Raw genomic sequence first — 21,544 nt, 5'->3', positions numbered from 1 at the left:
CTTTTTAAAGTTTATAGCAAATTGGGTTCAACTCATTATTTAAAGGTTGAACCGTCATCCCATTTTGATATGTCAAAAATGCCTGTTGTGATTACTTGGCAGCGATCGCCTGTACCATTTTGATCAATATCTTTTTGGTCAGGGTTAGCGACTAAAGGGCAATTATCCGTCGGGTCTTCTATGCCATCGTTGTCGTCATCGGTATCAGCATTGTTCCCAATACCGTCATTGTCGGTATCGAGGGTTTCGAGGGGATCGAACGGGAAGGCATCTTCTGCGTCTAGCACGCCGTCATTATCATCATCGGGATCGGCATTATTGCCAATGCCGTCAATATCCGTATCAAGGGTTTCGAGGGGATCGAGCGGGAAGGCATCTTCTGCGTCTAACACGCCGTCATTATCATCATCGGGATCGGCATTATTGCCAATGCTGTCAATATCTGTATCAAGGGTTTCGAGGGGATCGAGCGGGAAGGCATCTTCTGCGTCTAGCACGCCGTCATTATCATCATCGGGATCGGCATTATTGCCAATGCCGTCAATATCCGTATCAAGGGTTTCGAGGGGATCGAGCGGGAAGGCATCTTCTGCATCTAGCACACTGTCATTATCATCATCGGGATCGGCATTATTGCCAATGCCGTCAATATCCGTATCAAGGGTTTCGAGTGGATCGAGCGGGAAGGCATCTTCTATATCTAGCACGCCATCATTATCATCATCGGTATCAGCATTGTTCCCCATGCCGTCATTGTCGGTATCTAAATCCTCCCCAGGGTTTTTGGGAAATGCATCATATCTGTCTGCAACACCGTCGCCATCAATATCCGAGTTAACTCTAGCCGCTACAGGAGTGACGTTAATTGAACCATCTTGCAGAGCCGATACATTGGCCGATGTACCTGTTATGGTGATTTCAGACGCTAGAATATTTTCGATATCAGTTACAGCGATATCTGTGCTAGGAATTTTGAGTGTGCTGGGATCAACCATAATGACGCTGACAATATCGACAACGTCAGAAAATGCAGCTATAGCCTGATCACCATTTTGGCCGTTGATTTCTCCATCGGATAAATCGAGTGCTATGGCTGACATAGCATCATCACTCGTGAGTACGCTACTATTATTGTTCGCGAGTGCATTCGCTTGAATATTGAGGATTACTGCACTGAGTGCTTCTATAGCGGTTCGATAGGCAGCGACTTGGGTTAAAGCATTACTCGTAGTTTGACTATTGGTGACCAGTGGTGCGGTAGAAAAAATATCGATATCATCGAGTAAGCCAAACCCTAAAGCCGATTTAACCTGGCTTGCCGCGATGGGGAGTGCCGCTAACAATTCTGCTTCACTGATGACACCATCGATATTACCTGAATACAGGGCATCGCTCTTATCTGCGTTTGTTATCGCTAAATCGACTGCAACACTGGTAAAAGGGGTTGCAAAAATTACTTGCCCTGCAGCGAACATACTCGGTGTTACAACTGTTTTTAGCTGGGTAATTACAGGTGATAAACCTGTTGTTATATCGGTGGTATCTGTATCTGCGATAATTTCCAATAACACCGATGTTAATTGTTGTGTCGGAAGTGCTAAATCCACTATTTGTGCGCTACTATCTGTTGCTCCTTCATCAATGAGTGTTCCCTTTAAATTTGGGCTAGAGGTGTTCATCAAATAGGCAAGAACCTTAGCGCCAGCTATGGGCCCCTTTACGCCACTGCCAGATAAACTTATGGTGCTTGGCGGTTGGGGAACGGGTGTCGTGTTATCTGAGTCACTCCCGCAACCCATCACTATGGTTATGCTGGAAAGAACGATAGCTGCAGTTATATTATTAAGTTTGTACATGCTTACTCCCTGTTATACCTCTAATTTGCCGCATCTGTGTTTTTGCCCTATCGATTAACCAAAAGATGGGCAATTTACTGAGAAGTTGATGTGACTTATCGAGTTTTAGTTGGTATTGAAATGCAACTTTTTGGCTAACAATCTCATCGGATGTGGTCTTTATCGAAAGCAAGCATCCACTGTTGGGGACCTTGATCTATCCGTCTAGAGAGAAACAATCAGAGCTTTTACTTTAAATAATCACCGATAGGTGAGCAGTCATGTTTTCTCAATTTCTCTTCAGTGAAATATAAATGCCTATGCTTGAAATTGTATTTGAAATGATTTGAATCTTTTTGAAATCCATTATAATCAATGTATTAGCATGTTCTGTGGTTCGGGGTTTTGAGTTGGGTTTGAGGGTGTCTAGTTCAAGAACCTCTTAATTAAGGTGATGTAAAGGGATAAATAATACTGCTATTGACACATATGTGCAGGAGAGCAATGGCCGCGAGTCATATATGACTTGCTCAGTGTTAATAGCTATTTCTGGTAAATATCAGCCAATGGCTTTTGAAGTGATTAAGTATCACAGTTAGTGTTGCTAGAACTCATTGGATACACAATCCAGACACAGGGTGATGGTACAACAGATCGCCCAAACTCCGAGCCTCAATGCTGGATGGTGACTTGTATGTCCCATTGACCAGCAGGTTTTACTCTTGGTGTAGAATATGAAGCCAAGCAGGACGCTCAATCCCATTTGGCTTATCTTGTCTATATCAGTAAAATCTTTCCATTAGTTGAGCCCGTGTTGGCTCAAAGAACTTCACGCCCGTCAGGGGATGTAAGGAATGCCAGATGAAATCAATGCGTTTAGGCTTAGTAGGTTTGGCGGTCGTTCTCGGATTATCGGCCTGCGCGACCACGCAATCGCCAACGGGGCGGGGGCAGACCTTGCTCTTTTCAGCGGCGCAGATGCAGCAGATGGGTGATGCTTCTTTTGAGGAAATGAAAAAGCAGCAAAAGGTGAGTAGCGATAAAAAGCTGACGCAATACGTGAATTGTGTCGCTAATCGGGTTACTGCAGTGCTGCCGGATCAAACCCAGCGCTGGGATGTCGTCTTGTTTGACTCTGAACAAGTTAACGCCTTTGCACTGCCGGGTGGCCATATTGGTGTGTATAGCGGTTTACTTAAGGTTGCCGATGGTCCTGATCAGCTTGCTACTGTGCTCGGTCATGAAGTGGCGCACGTGTTGGCGCAACATGGTAACGAGCAGGTTTCTCGCGGACAGTTAACGGGCGTCGGTATGCAAATAGCCGATGCGGCGTTGGGGGCGAGTGGCGTGTCGAATCGCGACTTATATATGTCGGCGTTAGGACTCGGTGCTCAGGTTGGGGTGATTCTGCCCTTTGGTCGCGCTCAAGAGAGCGAAGCCGATGTGATGGGCTTAGAGCTGATGGCGAGAGCCGGTTTCGATCCGGCGCAAAGTGTGACCTTATGGCAGAACATGTCGAAGGTGGGCGGCAGTCAAGGGCCAGAATTATTATCGACTCATCCATCGAACAGTAATCGCATCGCTCAGTTGCAACAACTGCAAGGGCAGATGCAGCCACTCTATGCCAGTGCGAAAACCCAAGTGAAGAATCAATGTGTGGCGCCGAAATAAGCTGCACGCTGCATAGCGAAGTGCCACTTAGCTGAGTGTTAGCGGTTGTTTTCTGGCCGATATGCGTCCTTAGCCTATTTACGCTTTTGGATAAATACGCAATAAGTGTGTAAAAAAGCCGCCTTAGTTAAATAAGCAGTCAGTTTATCAGCATAGGTCGCGGAACTATGGTAAACTGGCGCGCAAAATTCCACTGATAAATTGAGAGTCGTTAATTATGTCTGATAAATTCAGTACTGTTGAACAGCAAGCAAGCTACGGTGTAGGCCGTCAAATGGGTGAGCAACTGGCCGCCAATTCTTTTGATGGTGTGGATATTCCAGCCGTTCAAGCGGGTTTAGCCGATGCGTTTGCCGGTTTAGAAAGTGCTGTGTCTATGCAAGATCTGCAAGTTGCTTTCACTGAAATCAGCGGTCGTATTCAAGCTGCTCAAGAGCAAGCTGCTGCAGCTGCGTCTGCTGAAGGCGATGCGTTCTTAGCTGAAAATGCTAAGCGTGATGGCGTGACTGTGACTGACTCTGGTCTGCAGTTCGAAGTATTAGTCCAAGGTGACGGTGCTACTCCAACTTACGAAGATACAGTGCGTACTCACTACCATGGTTCTTTTATCAATGGTGATGTGTTCGATAGCTCTGTGGTTCGTGGTCAACCAGCTGAGTTCCCAGTATCTGGCGTTATCGCTGGCTGGACTGAAGCACTGCAACTGATGCCAGTAGGCACTAAGTTGAAATTATTTGTGCCACATCACTTAGCCTACGGTGAGCGCGGCGCGGGGGCATCAATTCCTCCTTATTCAACTTTGGTATTCGAAGTTGAATTATTAGATATCATCTAATATTGATAAAACGCCTAAGCCTGTCTTAGGCGTTTTCTTATGGAAGACAAAGAAAGATTGAGGAGATTGAAATGAGTGGACAAGTGAGAGTGGCAATCGTCGGTGCCGGTGGTCGTATGGGACGCACTCTTATTGAAGCGGCTTACAATCACGACCATATATTGCTGGGTGCCGCTATTGAGCGCGCTGGCTCTAGTTTAGTGGGCGTGGATGCGGGTGAGCTAGCTGGTGTGGGTAAATTAAAGGTCATGATCATGGATTCGCTGGATTACGCGACCGATGATTTTGATGTGTTAATTGATTTCACTGCGCCAGACGCCAGTATTGTCCATTTAGATTGGTGTGTGCGCCATAAGAAAGCCATGGTGATTGGCACAACCGGTTTCAATCATGCTCAAAAAGAACAGATTAATGCCTTTGCCGAGCAAACGCCGGTAGTGATGGCGCCGAATATGTCTGTGGGTGTCAACCTGATGTGGAAATTGCTCGAACTGGCTGCCGAAGTCATGGGTGATTACACAGATATCGAAATTATCGAAGGTCACCACAGACACAAAAAAGATGCGCCGTCGGGTACAGCCCTGAAAATGGGTGAAGTGATTGCTAAGACCTTAGGTCGTGATCTTGAGAAATGTGCCGTGTATGGCCGCGAAGGGATCACGGGTGAACGTGATCGTGAAACCATAGGTTTTGCGACTATTCGTGCTGGTGACTTAGTCGGTGAACATACGGCGATGTTTGCCGATATCGGTGAGCGTTTAGAGATCACCCATAAAGCCTCGAGTCGTATGACCTTTGCTAACGGCGCTATGCGTGCCGCCCACTGGCTCGTGGAGCAAAAACCGGGCTTGTATGATATGCAGCAGGTTTTAGGTTTGCATTAATATTAAAAACGCCGATATGGCGTTTTTTTTTGCACCCAGATACCAATGGGTGGACAGTTTCACGTTTTTCCTGTAAACTCGTCGGAATTTGTCAAAATTTCGTAAATTAGCGGAAATTGGTATCTTAACATAACACAAAAAACATTATATTTCAGTGGCTTGGCTCTTTATGGAGGTCGCGTTGACAAAGTCTGCCTTACTCGTACTCGAAGATGGAACTGTATTCTCTGGCACAGCAATTGGTGCTGATGGTCTCTCTGTTGGTGAAGTTGTTTTTAACACTTCCATGACAGGTTACCAAGAAATTTTAACTGATCCATCCTACTCACGCCAGATTGTAACATTAACCTACCCACACATAGGCAACACTGGTACCAATGATGAAGATGTTGAATCCGATGGGGTTCACGCTTGTGGTCTTATCATTCGTGATCTTCCGCTCATCGCAAGTAGTTTCCGTAATCAACAAAGCTTAAGTGATTATCTCAAAGCGAACAATGTCGTTGGCATAGCAGATATCGATACCCGCAAGTTAACGCGTATTCTCCGTGAAAAAGGTGCACAAGCCGGTTGTATTATGGCTGGTGCAGACTTAGACGAAGCAAAAGCGCTCGCCGCTGCCAAAGCCTTCCCCGGTTTAAAAGGCATGGATCTCGCTAAAGAAGTCACAACCGATAAAACCTACACATGGCGCAAAGGTAGTTGGCGTTTAGTCGGCGGTTTACCTGCAGATACGCCAGCAAATGAGCTTAAATACAAAGTAGTAGCCTACGACTACGGCGTTAAGCAAAACATTCTGCGTATGTTAGTGGACCGCGGCTGCGACGTCACTGTTGTGCCAGCTAAAACCTCTGCCGCCGACGTGTTAGCGATGAATCCCGATGGTGTGTTCCTGTCGAACGGCCCTGGCGATCCAGAACCATGCGATTACGCGATTGAAGCGATTCAACAAATTCTGAAAACCGACACACCGATTTTCGGTATCTGTTTAGGTCATCAGTTGTTGGCTCTGGCCTCAGGCGCAAAAACCTTAAAGATGAAGTTTGGTCACCACGGTGCAAACCACCCAGTGAGCAACATCGAGAAAGGTAACGTGATGATCACCAGCCAAAATCACGGTTTTGCTGCCGATGAAAGCACGCTACCCGCCAACATTAAGGTGACGCATAAGTCGCTGTTTGATGGTTCACTGCAAGGTATCCATCTTACGGACAAACCTGCGTTCAGCTTCCAAGGTCACCCTGAAGCGAGCCCAGGCCCGAACGATGCCGCCCCGCTGTTCGATCACTTTATCGAGCTAATCGACATATACCGTCAGAACGCCAAGTAGTACGCTAGCTAGGAGAAGAGAGAAGCAATGCCAAAACGTACAGATATAAAGAGTATTCTTATCCTAGGCGCCGGCCCAATCGTGATTGGTCAGGCATGTGAATTTGACTATTCTGGCGCACAGGCGTGTAAAGCGCTGCGTGAAGAAGGCTACCGTGTCATTCTGGTGAACTCTAACCCTGCCACCATTATGACTGACCCAGAAATGGCCGATGCTACTTATATCGAGCCGATTCACTGGGAAGTGGTCCGTAACATTATTGCTAAAGAACGCCCTGACGCGATTCTGCCAACCATGGGCGGCCAAACCGCACTGAACTGCGCATTAGAACTCGAAGCTAAAGGCGTACTGAAAGAATTTAACGTCGAGATGATTGGCGCGACTGCCGATGCCATTGATAAAGCAGAAGACCGTAGCCGCTTTGATAAAGCGATGAAAAGTATCGGTCTTGACTGTCCACGTGCGGGCATTGCCCACAACATGGACGAAGCTTACGGCGTACTCGAACAAGTGGGTTTCCCTTGTATTATCCGTCCATCCTTTACTATGGGTGGCTCGGGCGGCGGTATCGCCTACAACAAGGAAGAGTTCGAAGAGATCTGTTCACAGGGCTTAGAGTTATCGCCAACGAGTGAACTGCTGATCGACGAATCACTGATCGGTTGGAAGGAATACGAGATGGAAGTGGTCCGTGACCGCAACGATAACTGCATTATCGTCTGCGCCATCGAAAACTTCGATCCTATGGGTGTACACACTGGCGACTCTATTACCGTTGCGCCAGCGCAAACCCTGACTGACAAAGAATACCAAATCATGCGTAACGCCTCTATGGCCGTACTGCGTGAGATTGGTGTTGAGACAGGCGGTTCGAACGTACAGTTTGGTATCAACCCGAAAGATGGCCGTATGGTTATCATCGAGATGAACCCACGTGTATCGCGCTCTTCAGCATTGGCATCAAAGGCAACGGGTTTCCCGATTGCGAAAATCGCCGCTAAGTTAGCGGTCGGTTTTACCCTTGATGAGCTGATGAACGACATCACTGGCGGTCGCACGCCAGCGTCATTCGAGCCTGCTATCGATTACGTTGTGACTAAAGTGCCACGCTTTAACTTTGAAAAGTTTGCTGGCGCCAATGATCGCTTAACCACACAGATGAAGTCTGTGGGTGAAGTGATGGCGATTGGCCGTACTTTCCAAGAGTCACTGCAAAAAGCCTTACGTGGTTTAGAGGTTAGCCGTAACGGTTTAGACCCTATCACAGATATGGCAAAACCGGAGGCAATGCAACGTATTCGCCATGAGCTGAAAGAGCCAGGTTGCGACCGTATTTGGTACATAGCCGATGCGATGCGTGCGGGGCTGAGCTTAGATGAAATCTTTAAGCTGACCAATATCGACCCTTGGTTCCTCGTACAAATCGAAGAGCTTATCAAGCTTGAAGGTGTGGTTGCTGAAGTTGGGCTGGCTGGTCTGGATCATGACTTACTGCGCAAACTGAAACGTAAAGGCTTTGCTGATGCGCGTCTGGCCGATGTATTAGGCGTGAACGAAGCCGAAGTGCGTAAGCTGCGTGACAAGTTTGACCTGCACCCTGTCTACAAACGTGTGGATACCTGTGCGGCTGAGTTTGCAACAGACACAGCTTACATGTACTCAACATACGAAGAAGAATGTGAAGCTAACCCATCGACCCGTGACAAAATCATGGTGTTAGGTGGCGGGCCAAACCGTATCGGTCAAGGTATCGAGTTCGATTATTGCTGTGTGCACGCGGCGTTAGCGCTACGTGAAGACGGTTATGAAACCATCATGGTGAACTGTAACCCTGAAACCGTTTCAACCGACTACGACACTTCAGACCGTCTGTACTTCGAACCAGTCACACTGGAAGACGTATTAGAAATCGTCCGTATCGAGAAGCCAAAAGGCGTTATCGTGCAGTACGGTGGTCAAACGCCATTGAAATTGGCCCGTGCCTTAGAAGCCGCTGGCGTGCCTGTAATTGGTACTAGCCCAGATGCAATCGACCGCGCCGAAGACCGTGAGCGTTTCCAGCAAGCGATTCAACGCTTAGAGATGAAGCAGCCTGAAAACGATACCGTGACTACGGTTGAAGGTGCTGTGATTGCCGCTGAGCGTATCGGTTATCCGTTAGTTGTGCGTCCATCCTATGTACTGGGCGGCCGCGCGATGGAAATCGTCTACGACAAGCAAGATTTGCTGCGTTACTTCAATGAAGCCGTGAGTGTATCGAACGCGTCGCCAGTATTACTCGATCGCTTCTTAGATGATGCGATTGAAGTGGATATCGACGCAGTATGCGACGGTGAAATCGTGGTGATTGGCGCGATTATGGAGCATATCGAACAAGCGGGTGTTCACTCAGGTGACTCAGGCTGTTCGCTGCCGCCATACACGCTAAGCCAAGAGATCCAAGATCGCATGCGCGTTCAAGTCGGTAAGTTGGCGATGGAACTCGGTGTTGTTGGCTTGATGAACGTACAGTTCGCCGTGAAAGATAACGAAATCTATATGATTGAAGTTAACCCACGTGCTGCCCGTACTGTGCCATTTGTGTCTAAAGCGACCGGTGTGCCTTTGGCTAAGATTGCCGCGCGCGTGATGGCGGGTCAAAGCTTAACGTCGCAAAACTTCACTAAAGAAGTGATCCCACCTTTCTACTCAGTGAAAGAAGTGGTGTTGCCCTTTAACAAGTTCCCGGGTGTTGACCCACTGTTAGGCCCAGAAATGCGCTCTACCGGTGAAGTCATGGGCGTGGGCGATACGTTCGCCGAAGCCTATGCCAAGGCGCAGTTAGGTGCCACTTCTGAAGTGCCTAAGTCGGGTCGTGCATTATTGTCTGTGCGTAACAGCGATAAGAAACGCGTTGCCGATTTAGCTGCTAAGTTAATCGAGCTCGGTTACCAAATCGATGCCACTCACGGTACTGCGATTATCCTTGGCGAAGCGGGTATCAACCCACGTTTAGTGAACAAGGTACACGAAGGTCGTCCACACATTCTCGATCGCATCAAGAATGGTGAATACACTTATATCGTGAACACTACCGAAGGTCGCCAAGCGATTGAAGATTCTCGTCAATTGCGCCGCGGTGCACTGCGTTACAAAGTGAACTACACGACGACCATGAACGCTGCATTCGCCACGTGTATGGCCCATGCTGCTGATGATCGTACTAATGTGACGTCAGTACAAGAACTGCATTTACGCGTATTGGCTAAATAAGCCATAGCGTTAATGTCGTGAGTTAGAGGGCCGCATAACTTAGGTTATGCGGCCTTATTATTTAGGCCCGTGTCTGTCTTGCTCAATTCTTGAATTTGTTTTATTGAGTTACTTAGTCTGTTTTACTGAGTTTGTTTTGAGTATGACTTAACTCTTTTTATCTTCTATTTATGTTGCCTGAGAAAATTATGCCTGCGCCAGCCGCTAGTCCTACTAAAGTTGATACGTTTATTGCGCCGCCTTGCCTCGGGCAAATACGCGTGCTTTATCAAGATAGCGACATTCTGCTGATTGATAAGCCGAGTGGATTATTGAGTTTGTCGGGGAAGAATCCGCTCAATCTCGATTCAGTGCATTATCGCTTAGTACAGGATTTTCCGACGGCCACTTTGCTGCACAGGCTTGATTTTGGCACTTCGGGCATCATGCTGGTGGCGCTAAATAAAACCGTGAATGGCTTGCTGACCAAGCAGTTTCAGGCGCGCACAGTCGAGAAGCGTTATACCGCCTTGTTGCACGGACATATCGCCGCTGACAGCGGGGTGATTAATCTACCGATCGCTAAAGATGTCGATCATTTCCCATTACAAAAGATTTGCCACAGCACAGGTAAACCTGCTATCAGCGAATATCGGGTGCTGGAACGGTTAACCGAGCCTTTTGCCACGCGGGTCGAGTTTACTCCGGTTTCTGGCCGAACCCATCAACTGCGGATCCACAGTCAGCAATTTGGTCACTCGATTCTGGGGTGCGATCTCTATGGTGGCGTGGGTGAGAGTGTGGCTGATAACGCTGCTGCACCTGATCCAGACATCACTAAGATGGCGAGTAACAGCAGATTAATGCTGCATGCGACCCGCTTAGCGTTTGATCATCCTATCAGGGGTGAGCGTATCGACTGGATTTGCGAGTGTCCCTTCTAAGAGTTTGCTAAAGAGTGATAGAGTTTTGTGCTTAGCACTTAGAAATCAAAACTTAGCACTTAAAACGTAGAGCAATCGATTTAGTTGCCCAGTCCGATACGTTCGGTCTGCATTGGCGGCGCATCGTTGGGGAGCCAAGTATGGTAAATCGTTGCGAAGGTGCCATCCGCTTTTATCGCTTCTAGGGCGCTTTTCCACTGCTCGATCACTTCATTGGGGGTGCCTTGTGAGAAGGCAATGTAGAGATGATTAGCGCTAATCGTGAAGAGGGACTCTACATCATCAATACTCGCGCCCGCATCCGACAAAATACTTGGCGCAGTGAGGTTGGCATTACACCAAAGATCGATGCGGTGCTTCATCAATTGTTTCGCACTCAACAAGGGCGTTGATGAGGCGGCGACATTGGTAAAGCCGTGTTCGGTAAGCAAGCGCTCCTCCACTGAGGCACGATAGACGCCAATTGCCTTCGCCGTTTTAGCATCTTCTATCGAGGTAATTTTTATGCCGCTATTTTTTAAGGCATAAAAATTGGTCGTGCCGACAGCAACGGGTCCTATCATAGTAAACATCTGTTCCCTTTCAGCGGTGCGCGTCATAGTGAACAACACAGTGTTGGGCTGCTCGGTCAGCATTTTCCAGCCGCGAGCCCAAGGTACGACTTTAATTGGATCTGGGTTCTTGATGCGTTTTTGAATTTCTTCTACGACTTGCACCGCTAAACCAGCAGGTTTGCCATCGATAGAGAAACTGATCGGTGACCATTCTTCTGTATAGATGTTTAGCGGCTGTGCGCGCAGGGGAAAAGCGCCGCAGAAGATAAGTGATAGCAAAAAGCTTGTGACTAGTTTCATTAATAACCCTAAAAATTAGAATGTTATAATTGAGTCTCACTGCTTGCTCTTGAAACGATTAAAGATGAACGCTGTGTTCAAATCAAGTATAGCTATTAGGTTAATTTCTTAGACTAAATTTGATCTGGGGTTTGGTTTAGAAAAAAGAGCGCTTGTATTGCGCTCTTAGGTAGGCTTATTTATGGGTGATAGCTTATCTTTCTGTGCCTATATATCACGCTCGATATACATCTCGCATAAGGTTATCAATGCAATGCACAACACGCATACTGGCGTCTTCCATTGAGTGCAGTTGTTTGACCATCTCAGGTAAATTACCTTTTTGTCTGGCATTGAGTGCGGCTTTACCCGCTTCGTGCACCGCTTTATGTGGTGCATCTAAGGCTTTGAAGTTACTCAAATGCTGATAATTCTCAGCCCCAAACCCTTTGAAATACCATTGTCCGAGACGGCACTCAGTGTGCGAGTTTACACTGTGATTATGCTGTGGTTTTTCAATTAATTGATAAACACTGCTTTTCCAGACCGCGTGGTCGAGCTTAGTGGTATTTAAGAATGACGCGGTAGCAGCGTTATGGATAACCTGCTGCATTTGCTTTGAACGATTCAGTACATCCTCGACCACTTGGCCGATTTGGGTAGAAGAGCTGGCCACGTCAATAGCGCTACTTTGATTGTTATGGACAATTTCTTTAATTTCAGCCGCTTGAATAACGATTTGTTTTACGAGTTTTTCAATGTGGCTACTGGCTTCGTGGGCTTTACTGGCAAGTTGGCGCACTTCATCGGCAACCACAGCAAAGCCGCGTCCCGCTTCGCCTGCGCGAGCGGCTTCAATGGCGGCATTCAATGCCAGCAAGTTTGTTTGTTCTGAGATGCCTTGAATCGCAGCGACAAATTGGTTAATTGAAGAGGTCGTCGCATCTAGCTCAGTAACGGCTTTCATACTGCTCGACGCTTGCTCATTAATATAAGTCGCCCTAGTGCCTAAACTTGCCACGGCGATGCGTGTTTGATCAAAAATCTTATCGAGCTCTGACAGTGAATCTTGTTCAGCGGTAAGTAATTCGGCGCTGTTGGCTAAGCCTTCGCGCACCGCATTGAGCATGTCTCCACCTTGGTTTTGGCAGGCAATGACCTCAGTGTAGTGATCGGCATTTTGCCGTGATTGCTGCTGCATAGTCTCATTTTCACGGATCATGCCACGCAGTTCATCGATTTCATTTTGGCGTTGTTGTTCTAATTGGATAAGCCGCTCTTTAAGCGCCTTATTTTCAGCTTTGAGCTGGGAATTAAACCACATAAAAAAAACCTCTAACGTCGCAAGGACTATGGCTATTGCTTATCGATTTACAGTGACTGGGCTCAGCGGTAAATATTGCAATGTTAATAAAAAGTAAAACCATTTGGGTGTTGAAATATTAACTGATCCTTGCGCTTTATTCTTAATTTTTTTAGGTTTTTTGTCGCTTTAATGCGTTGGCGCAAATTAACCCTATTTTTTGAATGAAAAGTGAACCAAGCTAACATTGAAAACTGGGTCAAGTCAGCTGGTTCACTTTGAGGTTTTATCGCTATTGATTAGCGCTATGAAGGCTTTATTGCATGCCTATGGCATGGGTAAGTCGAGCACCATAGTCGCAATGCTGAAATAAACCAGCACGCCTATGATATCGGCGATGGAGGTGATGAGTGGCGCACTCGCCGCCGCAGGATCCATCTTCAATTTGCTCAGTAAGAAGGGCAGAGACATACCAATCAAGCTGCCTATAATCACCACGATTTGCATAGTGAGCGCGACAACCAGTGCGATTTCAGGCCCGCCACGCCAAAATCCTAGTAAGGACACTGCCGCCGCCATGCTGGCACCTAATAATCCGGCGACAAATAACTCACGGCCTAACATAGATAGCCAGTCCTTGAGTACCACTTCCCCTGTGGCTAAACCGCGTACCATTAAGGTGGCCGATTGTGATCCCGCATTACCGCCGCTATCGATCAGTAGTGGCAGGAAGAAGACTAAGGACACATAACTGGCGATGGTATCTTCGAAAAACGCGATACCCGCTCCTGAGAAGATATTACCAAACACCAAAATTACCAGCCAAACCACGCGCTTGCGGTAAAGCAAACCTATGCTAGCGGTCTTAAGGTTATGGTCGATATTGCCTATGGCCGCGGTTTTTGTGAACTCAAGATCCGCCTGTGAGCTGGCAATATCCATAGCATCATCATAGGTGACGATACCGACGAGCTGGCCTTTGCCGTTGACTACAGGCAGCGCCATCAAGTCATAATGGGCGATCATTTGCACCGCTTCTTCACGAAAGGCATTGGCATCGAGGGCGACGGGATCGGGTTTCATAAAATCGACCACTCGCTCATGCGGCTGCGCCAGTAATAGCTGTCTTAGCGATACAGTTCCTATTAAGCGGCCTAACATATCAACCACATAGGTTTGATAAATGGTTTCCTTATCGGCGGCCTCTGTGCGTAGGGTATCAATGGCTTCTGCCGCAGTATGGCGGCTATTGAGCAAGGTGTAATCCGATGTCATGACAGCGCCAACCTTGGCTTTATCATAGGCGGCGAGGGTGCGCATATCTTCCCGTTTGGCCAATGCGAGCGCAGGTAAAATGGCCGCTTGCTGGGTTTCATCGAGCAGATTGTAAAGGTCGGCACGTTCATCGGCTGCCATGTGCACCAGCAGCGCAGATAGCGTGGTTTTGTCTAGCTGCTGAACTAAGCTAGCCTGCAATTCGTCGGTCAGATAGCGAAATAGATTGGCGCAAACCTTAGGTGAGGCCAGTTGCAACAATAGGACTTGTTGAGCTTGATTAAAGACGTTAAAAACGGCAGCGATATCGGCAGGATGGCGCTTTTCGGCTAATTCAGCCATGGCGCTGGCACTGCGTTGCTCGATAATCATCTGTAGGTTATGGATGATTTTTTTGGTGTTGTTTGTGCTGTTATTCATGTTCATAGTTCATTCTCTCAACGATCTAGTGACCAAAGTAGAAGGTGATGTCTGCGCCAAGTTGCAGCGCGTTGCCACTAAGGGCATTGCCTAAGCTCAATTCCAGCTGTAGCTGTCGTTGCGGCGTGTGTTGATAGGCGAACTGATAGGCCGGATTACTCAACTCTTTTTGATAAAGCTCGGCTATCAGGCGATGCTGACTATTGAGTTCATAGGCCGCCGCGATACCCGCAAGTAATTGGGTTGATTGATTAAATTCATGGGTGAAACCTAAGTTGGCATACAGACTGACATCGGAGTCGCCTAAGGTTTTGCCCATAATGCCGAAGGCTTCGGTGGCAAATCCGTTATTGGTATCAAGGTTTTTTTGCAGATTGATCACCATAGCACTGTGCCAATCGTCCTGCTGCCGATCTGGATCTGAACCTGAGTGAGAGCTTAAGTTGAGCGGTAGCTTGATACCGACTTCAGCTTGCTCCTCACGAATAGCGTCATTGGCATTGGACGCTAAACCTAAATGCCATTCCCATTGATTGCGGCTGCAAGTCGTGGCTGCGTTAAATTGTGGCCGAGCATGATCCGACCTAGGTTGTTGCCAGCCCATTTCTAATTCACAGCGATCCGCGAGGGCGGGATCATCCACTTCGAGGTGCGATGCCGCCGCACTCATGCTGTAGTACAAGCTGATACTTGCACAGGATAGAGACCGCAAAATTGCTGTGTTGTTTATGTAAGCCATATTTAGGCTCCTCAGATGTAAACCCTTAGGTGTTAATCCATAGGGAAAACGAAGTCCACTGAGGCAAAAAACGTGCTTTGAGATGCAAAAAATACCCATAACTGAACCCCAGCGAATATGCTGGAATGGCGAAAGCGCAGCCATAGGCTCAGGCTTTATGGTTTGTATTTGATATTTGGGGGAGGCGGAGTGAAGAATGGTTCACGCTACTACCCTGCTTAGCAGGTAGCAGCAAAAAAATTGCGGGCTAGTGCTAGGCGTTAAATCCTGTCTTTTGGACAGGGCGTCTACTGTCGCTTATGTGTGTGCCCACAGTGGGTCTCCGCAATGATTAAAAGTCGACATCATTCTAATGGGCCAAAAGTGAAAGTCAACCGCACAAATCGTTACCTATGTTTTTGTTTAAATTTAGATTTTAATCAGATGTAAATATTATGGTATTGCTTGAGTTTGTGTATGGTTATTGGGCTGCTTGATGGATTTGTGTGCAGCGGCTTGTTGTTGATTTGTTTGTTTTATGGGCGTTGGCTGTGATGCTGACTCTATGAGGTGTCTAATCTTTATTATCGGATATCAGGTATCGGATATTGATGCGTCGATTGAGTTTGGCTAACACCTTATCTCAAATGGATTATTTGGCATTGATGCGCATCGGGTATACCCTTGTTGTGTCTGTTCCTGTGAGTCAAACTGATCTCTCTGACAAATTAAGACAGGTCGCCGTATTCAGATTTGGAGGTATTAAGCCGTGGCATACAATATCGATGTGGATGGGTTGGACTCCATGGCTGCGGCTGTTGAACATAATGACATCGAACAGATGAGAGTCGCCAATATCAAAATCGCCAGTATCAATCTGTTTAACTTTATTGAGCCGCCTTTGGCTTACTACGACTTTGAAAATATCTATAGCCATGGTCAGTGGCAGAAAAAGTGCCAATGGCTGAGTGAGTTTCTCGCACATCGCCAGCCCGATATTGTGGGATTTCAAGAAGTGTTTAGCCCTGAACCGCTCAAACGAATCGCCAGTGAGCAAGGTCTAGGGTATTTTGCGGTCGTTGATGAGCCAACTCTTATCAGTGATTACATTTATCGCAGCCCTGTGGTCGCGCTTGCGTCCCGGTATCCCATAGTGGAAATCAGCAGTGTCGAACCTGATGCGCGTTTAGTGGCAGCCATGGGATTATCGAGTGAATTTGCCTTTAGCCGTAAGGTGCTGCGCGCAACCGTTGAAGTGCCACACATCGGCAAGTGTGACTATTATGTGGTGCACTTTAAGTCAAAACGTGCCGGATTAGCGCTCGAACCTAAGCTATTTGAACATCAGCCACTTGAATCTAAGCGATTTGAAAATCAGCCCCTAGGATTCGATAACTCGGCGCCCGCAGCGAGCATGAAACTGCATTCAGAAACCCAATTACTTACAGATCAAGCCTTAGGCCGCTGGGCATCAACCATGCAGCGCGGCGCGGAAGCTGCGTTATTATTCAATGGCATATTAGTACGCAGGCAAGCATCTAAACATCCCGTCATAGTGATGGGAGATTTTAACGACAGCCTGACGATGGGCGCCTTAGATGCGCTAACGATACAGGGCGAGAGTATCCACAGTAATGATATTAAAGCCGCTGGCCTTGGGCATTTATCGGATGCGGCGTTAGCGGCGGTGTTTGCTCAATATCAGCTTAAGGATGCCTATGAGTTATTTATTGAAGCGAACTTGAGGGACAGTTTGACGGGTAATACCGCTTTCCATAGGGAACACAGAGCGGCGACCCATTACTATGGCCCCAAAGGTTCTGTGCTGGATTATATTTTGCTTTCGAGCGAGTTTGATGCGAGCCATGGCCGCAGTTTGGCTCAAGTGGTGGATTATCAAACCTGCGACAGGCACTTAGTCAGACCCGAATATGAGCGCGATGCTTACAGCACTGACCATGCGCCAGTGATTGTTGAGTTGGCGCTGCGAAGCTAAGCCAATCCTTCAATTAAGCGCACTTGAAATCACTTTATATCAAGCTAACTCAGTATCTCTCAAACCGATTTGCGCATTAGGCGATATCGCGGATAAGCCCCATTTGAAACCAAGCTTGCAGTGCCTGCAGCACTTGCATCGGCGCCTGTGCGTCGCTAAAAAATGCCAACATCATTTCGCATTGTTCGGCAAAGGTGGCACCACCAATAAAGCCCAGCAGCAGCGCGAGTTGATATTCTGACAGGGAAATAAACTCAGTTAATCGGCTTTCGCCGCGCCAAAGTAACCAAGCTCGCTTGCCTTGATAATCGGGACTGGGCGGTGATGCTTGCTGTTTTAATGCTTGCCAAGTTTCAACCGCATTACTGTTGCATTGGAATAGCTGCACGCTGGGGTGAAAACGCAGTTGGCAACCCGGCCATTGCTCGGCAGGCAGTGCTTGCAGGCGCGCAAAAGTGGCGCGTTCGGTATCAAAAGCATCGAAGGCATTCAATAAACGCCGCTCGAAGCGGGCAATATCGGCAATGATTGGATACTGACTGAAAAACGCATCTTGGGTTAAATAGTCGGGCAGGGCATCGGCAAAACTGCGCAGTGAGGTAAACGCCGATGGCTGACTGGCAATATAACCTTTGGCCATACGCTCAAAGAGTTCATCACCCAGATAGATGCCCAGCATTTCGTGGTCGGTTTCGAGGGTTTCGGTTAAACGAATGCGATAGGCATTGGCATAAATCTGCATCCGGATATCGGCATTGATGCCGCCTTGCTCGGCAATCTTATCTTTGAAGGTTTGCGTGGTTTGCGCAAGGGTTGACGGCGTATCTACCGCCGCACTCGCCAGCAGATAATCCATAAATGCTTGTTGTAGCTGCTGAAGTTGGCTCATGCGATAACCTTTCCTTCCTGCATGTTCTTTCTACTTTTGGCGGCGTTGAGTGGATGTACCTCACCTAAGGTATCGCGGGCGATATTTCTGGCAATCGTGAGTTCGGCTTCGAGGGCGGAAAACTCGGGGATATTGGCGTCACGCTCTATCATAGTGCTGATGCCGCCAAAACGTTTCAGTGCCGCGCGGTAGAGATCCCACACGCTGCTCGGTACATCATGGTCGTGCGTGTCTATCACATAGTCGCCATAGTCGCTGTGTCCGGCGAGGTGGAATTGCTGCACCCGTTTGGGATTGATTTTATTCAAGTAGTCCAACGGGTTGAAATTATGATTGCGAGCACTGACATAAATATTATTGATGTCTAACAAGATTAAACAGTCTGCCGCCTCGGCAACGGCATTAACGAACTCCCATTCGTCCATGCTGGAATCTTGATAGGACAAGTAGCTAGACACGTTCTCCATTAAAATGCGCCGACCTAAAAAGTCTTGCACGGTTCTAATCCGTTGCGCCACATGCTTAACGGTTTCTTCGGTATAGGGCAGTGGCAGTAGATCATGGCTGTTCACTCCATGAATTGAGGTCCAGCAGATATGATCGGAAATCCATTGGGGCTGCACATCGTTAGCTAGCTGTTTTAAGGCTTTAAGGTAATCCATATTGAGCGGATCGGTACTGCCAATCGACAGGGAAACACCGTGCATGACTAAGGGATAACGCTCGCCAATTTCCTTGAGGTAATAGCGGGGTTTACCACCGGCGACCATGTAGTTTTCCGAGAGTACTTCAAACCAATCGATATCGGGCTCAGTATTGAGCACGGCATCAAAATGCTGCGTCCTCAGACCTAAGCCAAAACCTAATGGTGCTTGCGTAATGACATCTTGCGCCACATTGACTCCTTATCCTTAAGTCTTCTGCTGAATGTGTGGTAAACAGGGGGATAAACGTGACCAGCACAAACTGGTCACGATTTTTTAATCAGCATATTGGCGTTTAGGCGCCTGCTTTGCCGCCGATATCACCGCAGGATTTTGCCGGTGCAGCAACAAAACCACTGCCTTTACAGCTGGCGTGGCCCGCACAGGCATTGTCGGCAGTTTTACAATCGTTATGGCCTTTACAGGTGTTAACGCCATAGCAGTGAACGAGTTCGGCGTTGGCAATTTTGCCCACCCAGTCATCTGCGACTTTACCGCCGACATCACCACAGCTTTTTGATGGCATAGCCACAAAACCACTGCCTTTGCAGCTGGCGTGTCCGGCACAGGCGTTATCGGCGGTTTTGCAATCGTTATGGCCTTTACAGGCATTTACACCATAACAATGTACGAGATCGGTACTGTCAGCGCCAGCCATAGGTTCGGCGGCATTGGCGTAACCCGCCATGCTTGCCATTGCCATCGCTAATGCGGCGCCTGTCAGTGCAGTTTGTGTTTTCTTATTCATGATCTAATCCTTTTGAGTGTGACTGCTAATGAGTAATCTTAATTTGGTTGCTTTGATAACGACTGCTGTAAATCGACGACTTATAAAGCAATGACTAATAAACACAGGAGTAAGCCTAGTTGTTATCGAGCGATTCGTTTGAATATCTTGTGCGCTGGCTAAACGAGCCTTTCGAATGCGCAGTGCTTTTTCCTGTTGCGCTAATGAGACCCGCACTTAGACCAATATCTTTCAATTTAAGTTAAAATGATGTTGTGATAATCGAGATCTGCGCGATCGAGAGAGTCGGGAAATCGCCCTATTTATGGAAAAAAATGGCGTTTCTTACACAGGTTTTACGACGTAAATAAGGTATGATCGGCAACCCGTGGATGATGGTAAATAGGCGCTGCTGCGCGTTCAGTACTCGCACTCAGGTGACATTGGGTATATCATCCGTTTCCCATTTTTTAGACTGCAGCCCTTTTTTAGTGGCGGCACTATTTTTAAAGGCAACTATGGCTATCAGAATCAAACTTAAACCCGGCCGCGAGAAGTCACTCGAGCGTCGCCATCCTTGGGTATTTTCCAATGCTATTCATAACATTAAGGGAAAACCTGAAGCGGGTGAGACAGTCGATGTGGTCGCGCATGATGGTCATTGGTTAGGTCGTGGTGCCTGGTCGCCTGAGTCGCAAATCCAAGTGCGGATTTGGACTTTTGATCGCGAAGAAGAAATTGATCGCGCGTTTTTTGCCAGACGTTTGCAGCGGGCGCAAATCGGCCGTAATGATTTAATCCGCGAGCAAGGCTTAACGGGCTATCGTTTAGTGGCTGCTGAGTCCGATGGTTTACCTGGGATCACCATCGACAGATATGCCAATGTGTTGGTGTGTCAGTTACTGAGCACAGGTGCTGATTTATGGCGCGATACCTTAGTTGAGTTATTGGCCGAGCAATATCCTGATTGCGCTATCTATGAGCGTTCCGATGTGGATTCCCGTAAGAAAGAAGGCCTGCTACCTGTGACGGGTTTGCTGCATGGCACGCTGCCAGAAATGCCAGTGATTATCGAAGAAAACGGCATCAAGATCGCCGTCGATGTGATTAAAGGCCATAAGACAGGTTTCTATCTCGATCAACGGGATAATCGCGCCATTGCCGCCCGTTTTGTGAAAGATAAATCGGTATTGAACTGTTTTTGCTACACAGGGACTTTTGGTCTGTACGCCGCGAAAGCAGGTGCTGCCAGCATAGAAAATGTCGATGTGTCTTCTCTAGCCTTAGCGACGGCGCGCCAAAACATGCAAGTGAACGGTTTGAGTGATGAAAATGTGCATTACAATGAAGCCGATGTGTTCAAGTTGCTGCGTCTATACCGTGATGAAGGTAAAACCTTCGATGTGATCGTACTCGACCCGCCTAAGTTTGCCGATAATAAGGCGCAGTTAAATGGGGCTTGCCGCGGTTATAAAGACATCAACATGATTGCATTGCAGTTGTTGAATCCAGGCGGCGTGTTATTGACCTTCTCTTGCTCAGGATTAATGCCTGCGGATCTGTTCCAAAAAATCGTGGCCGATGCTGCGCTCGATGCGAAACGTGAAATCCAGTTTATTGAACGCTTAAGCCAAGCGAGCGATCACCCTATCGGTAGCGCCTTCCCAGAAGGATTCTACTTAAAAGGCTTAGTCGCCAGAGCTTGGTAAGAGCGGCAAGAGCTTGGTAGATAGTCGCTAGAGCTTAAGCCAAGCGTTTGATATAAGCTGCCTGCGATGTGGGTTTAGTTAGAGAATAGGCCGTTTAGTCAGAGAATAGATGGCTGAGTCAGATAACATTGAACCCTAAAAAACCATAAAAAATGCCAGCCCTTTGAAAAAGTGGCTGGCATTTTTATTGCGTATTTTTACCGTGTTTTTACATCAGCAGCCTTGTGACTGCGATGGATT

At 47.6% G+C, this 21,544-nt stretch carries 16 protein-coding genes; 8 read left to right on the top strand and 8 right to left on the bottom strand.

From position 1 onward, the window contains the following. Window positions 1-35: 35 nt before the first annotated feature. Window positions 36-1,856 carry a thrombospondin type 3 repeat-containing protein gene (locus Q4Q49_RS12940; protein WP_311987113.1) on the bottom strand — a complete coding sequence of 607 codons (1,821 nt, stop codon included), beginning with the start codon at window positions 1,854-1,856 and terminating at the stop codon, window positions 36-38. Window positions 1,857-2,696: 840 nt separating this feature from the next. Here Q4Q49_RS12940 and Q4Q49_RS12935 point away from each other — a divergent pair. From Q4Q49_RS12935 to Q4Q49_RS12910, 6 genes are all read left to right on the top strand, one after another. Continuing rightward, complete coding sequence (locus Q4Q49_RS12935; protein ID WP_006083908.1) at window positions 2,697-3,506, top strand: M48 family metallopeptidase; 810 nt, start codon at window positions 2,697-2,699, stop codon at window positions 3,504-3,506. Window positions 3,507-3,723: 217 nt separating this feature from the next. Further along, on the top strand, window positions 3,724-4,341 hold the full coding sequence (locus Q4Q49_RS12930) for an FKBP-type peptidyl-prolyl cis-trans isomerase (RefSeq protein WP_006083907.1): 618 nt from the start codon (window positions 3,724-3,726) through the stop codon (window positions 4,339-4,341). Between the two features lie 71 nt (window positions 4,342-4,412). After that, on the top strand, window positions 4,413-5,225 hold the full coding sequence (gene dapB, locus Q4Q49_RS12925; RefSeq protein ID WP_006082785.1) for a 4-hydroxy-tetrahydrodipicolinate reductase: 813 nt from the start codon (window positions 4,413-4,415) through the stop codon (window positions 5,223-5,225). Between the two features lie 169 nt (window positions 5,226-5,394). Beyond that, window positions 5,395-6,555, top strand: coding sequence for a glutamine-hydrolyzing carbamoyl-phosphate synthase small subunit (gene carA, locus Q4Q49_RS12920; RefSeq protein ID WP_311999529.1), 1,161 nt, complete (start codon window positions 5,395-5,397; stop codon window positions 6,553-6,555). Window positions 6,556-6,582: 27 nt separating this feature from the next. After that, window positions 6,583-9,807: a carbamoyl-phosphate synthase large subunit gene (gene carB, locus Q4Q49_RS12915; protein WP_311999528.1), complete on the top strand. Its 3,225-nt coding sequence runs from the start codon at window positions 6,583-6,585 to the stop codon at window positions 9,805-9,807. A gap of 188 nt (window positions 9,808-9,995) precedes the next feature. Then, window positions 9,996-10,730, top strand: coding sequence for an RluA family pseudouridine synthase (locus Q4Q49_RS12910; RefSeq protein WP_311999527.1), 735 nt, complete (start codon window positions 9,996-9,998; stop codon window positions 10,728-10,730). 80 nt (window positions 10,731-10,810) lie between these two features. Here Q4Q49_RS12910 and Q4Q49_RS12905 read toward each other — a convergent pair whose 3' ends face one another. From Q4Q49_RS12905 to Q4Q49_RS12890, 4 genes are all read right to left on the bottom strand, one after another. Continuing rightward, window positions 10,811-11,584, bottom strand: coding sequence for an ABC transporter substrate-binding protein (locus Q4Q49_RS12905; RefSeq protein ID WP_011847556.1), 774 nt, complete (start codon window positions 11,582-11,584; stop codon window positions 10,811-10,813). Between the two features lie 214 nt (window positions 11,585-11,798). Further along, the gene (locus Q4Q49_RS12900; protein ID WP_106651402.1) at window positions 11,799-12,887 is read right to left on the bottom strand and encodes a methyl-accepting chemotaxis protein; all 1,089 of its coding nucleotides are present in this window, start codon (window positions 12,885-12,887) and stop codon (window positions 11,799-11,801) included. 306 nt (window positions 12,888-13,193) lie between these two features. Then, the gene (mgtE, locus tag Q4Q49_RS12895; protein WP_311990775.1) at window positions 13,194-14,567 is read right to left on the bottom strand and encodes a magnesium transporter; all 1,374 of its coding nucleotides are present in this window, start codon (window positions 14,565-14,567) and stop codon (window positions 13,194-13,196) included. Between the two features lie 19 nt (window positions 14,568-14,586). Next, window positions 14,587-15,300, bottom strand: a complete 714-nt coding sequence (locus Q4Q49_RS12890) for a hypothetical protein (RefSeq protein WP_311999525.1) — start codon at window positions 15,298-15,300, stop codon at window positions 14,587-14,589. Window positions 15,301-16,048: 748 nt separating this feature from the next. On the opposite strand from Q4Q49_RS12890, the gene Q4Q49_RS12885 reads away from it, so the two are divergent. Next, window positions 16,049-17,275 (top strand): endonuclease/exonuclease/phosphatase family protein, encoded by a 1,227-nt coding sequence (locus tag Q4Q49_RS12885; RefSeq protein WP_311999524.1) that lies wholly within the window; start codon window positions 16,049-16,051, stop codon window positions 17,273-17,275. 76 nt (window positions 17,276-17,351) lie between these two features. Here the strand turns inward: Q4Q49_RS12885 and Q4Q49_RS12880 are convergent, their stop codons facing one another. From Q4Q49_RS12880 to Q4Q49_RS12870, 3 genes are all read right to left on the bottom strand, one after another. Then, window positions 17,352-18,164: a DNA-binding domain-containing protein gene (locus Q4Q49_RS12880; protein ID WP_311999523.1), complete on the bottom strand. Its 813-nt coding sequence runs from the start codon at window positions 18,162-18,164 to the stop codon at window positions 17,352-17,354. Next, window positions 18,161-19,060, bottom strand: a complete 900-nt coding sequence (locus tag Q4Q49_RS12875; RefSeq protein ID WP_311999522.1) for a DUF692 domain-containing protein — start codon at window positions 19,058-19,060, stop codon at window positions 18,161-18,163. Before Q4Q49_RS12875 ends, Q4Q49_RS12880 begins: the two co-directional genes overlap by 4 nt. A gap of 103 nt (window positions 19,061-19,163) precedes the next feature. Further along, entirely contained in the window at window positions 19,164-19,616 is a 453-nt protein-coding gene (locus tag Q4Q49_RS12870) for a hypothetical protein (RefSeq protein ID WP_006083895.1), read from the bottom strand. A gap of 497 nt (window positions 19,617-20,113) precedes the next feature. Here Q4Q49_RS12870 and Q4Q49_RS12865 point away from each other — a divergent pair, with 497 nt between their 5' ends. Next, on the top strand, window positions 20,114-21,304 hold the full coding sequence (locus tag Q4Q49_RS12865; protein WP_311999521.1) for a class I SAM-dependent methyltransferase: 1,191 nt from the start codon (window positions 20,114-20,116) through the stop codon (window positions 21,302-21,304). Window positions 21,305-21,544 lie beyond the last annotated feature (240 nt).

Source organism: Shewanella sp. SP1S1-7 (assembly GCF_031932105.1).
GTDB classification, from domain to species: Bacteria; Pseudomonadota; Gammaproteobacteria; order Enterobacterales; family Shewanellaceae; genus Shewanella; species Shewanella baltica.
The sequence above is the reverse complement of the archived record's forward strand: the minus strand, read 5'-3'. Positions and strand labels throughout refer to the sequence as shown.

Coding starts and splice junctions, on each gene's coding strand:
- Q4Q49_RS12940 (WP_311987113.1), bottom strand. CDS start 1,856: ATGTACAAACTTAATAATATAACTGCAGCTATCGTTCTTTCCAGCATA.
- Q4Q49_RS12935 (WP_006083908.1), top strand. CDS start 2,697: ATGAAATCAATGCGTTTAGGCTTAGTAGGTTTGGCGGTCGTTCTCGGA.
- Q4Q49_RS12930 (WP_006083907.1), top strand. CDS start 3,724: ATGTCTGATAAATTCAGTACTGTTGAACAGCAAGCAAGCTACGGTGTA.
- dapB (WP_006082785.1), top strand. CDS start 4,413: ATGAGTGGACAAGTGAGAGTGGCAATCGTCGGTGCCGGTGGTCGTATG.
- carA (WP_311999529.1), top strand. CDS start 5,395: ATGGAGGTCGCGTTGACAAAGTCTGCCTTACTCGTACTCGAAGATGGA.
- carB (WP_311999528.1), top strand. CDS start 6,583: ATGCCAAAACGTACAGATATAAAGAGTATTCTTATCCTAGGCGCCGGC.
- Q4Q49_RS12910 (WP_311999527.1), top strand. CDS start 9,996: ATGCCTGCGCCAGCCGCTAGTCCTACTAAAGTTGATACGTTTATTGCG.
- Q4Q49_RS12905 (WP_011847556.1), bottom strand. CDS start 11,584: ATGAAACTAGTCACAAGCTTTTTGCTATCACTTATCTTCTGCGGCGCT.
- Q4Q49_RS12900 (WP_106651402.1), bottom strand. CDS start 12,887: ATGTGGTTTAATTCCCAGCTCAAAGCTGAAAATAAGGCGCTTAAAGAG.
- mgtE (WP_311990775.1), bottom strand. CDS start 14,567: ATGAACATGAATAACAGCACAAACAACACCAAAAAAATCATCCATAAC.
- Q4Q49_RS12890 (WP_311999525.1), bottom strand. CDS start 15,300: ATGGCTTACATAAACAACACAGCAATTTTGCGGTCTCTATCCTGTGCA.
- Q4Q49_RS12880 (WP_311999523.1), bottom strand. CDS start 18,164: ATGAGCCAACTTCAGCAGCTACAACAAGCATTTATGGATTATCTGCTG.
- Q4Q49_RS12870 (WP_006083895.1), bottom strand. CDS start 19,616: ATGAATAAGAAAACACAAACTGCACTGACAGGCGCCGCATTAGCGATG.
- Q4Q49_RS12865 (WP_311999521.1), top strand. CDS start 20,114: ATGGCTATCAGAATCAAACTTAAACCCGGCCGCGAGAAGTCACTCGAG.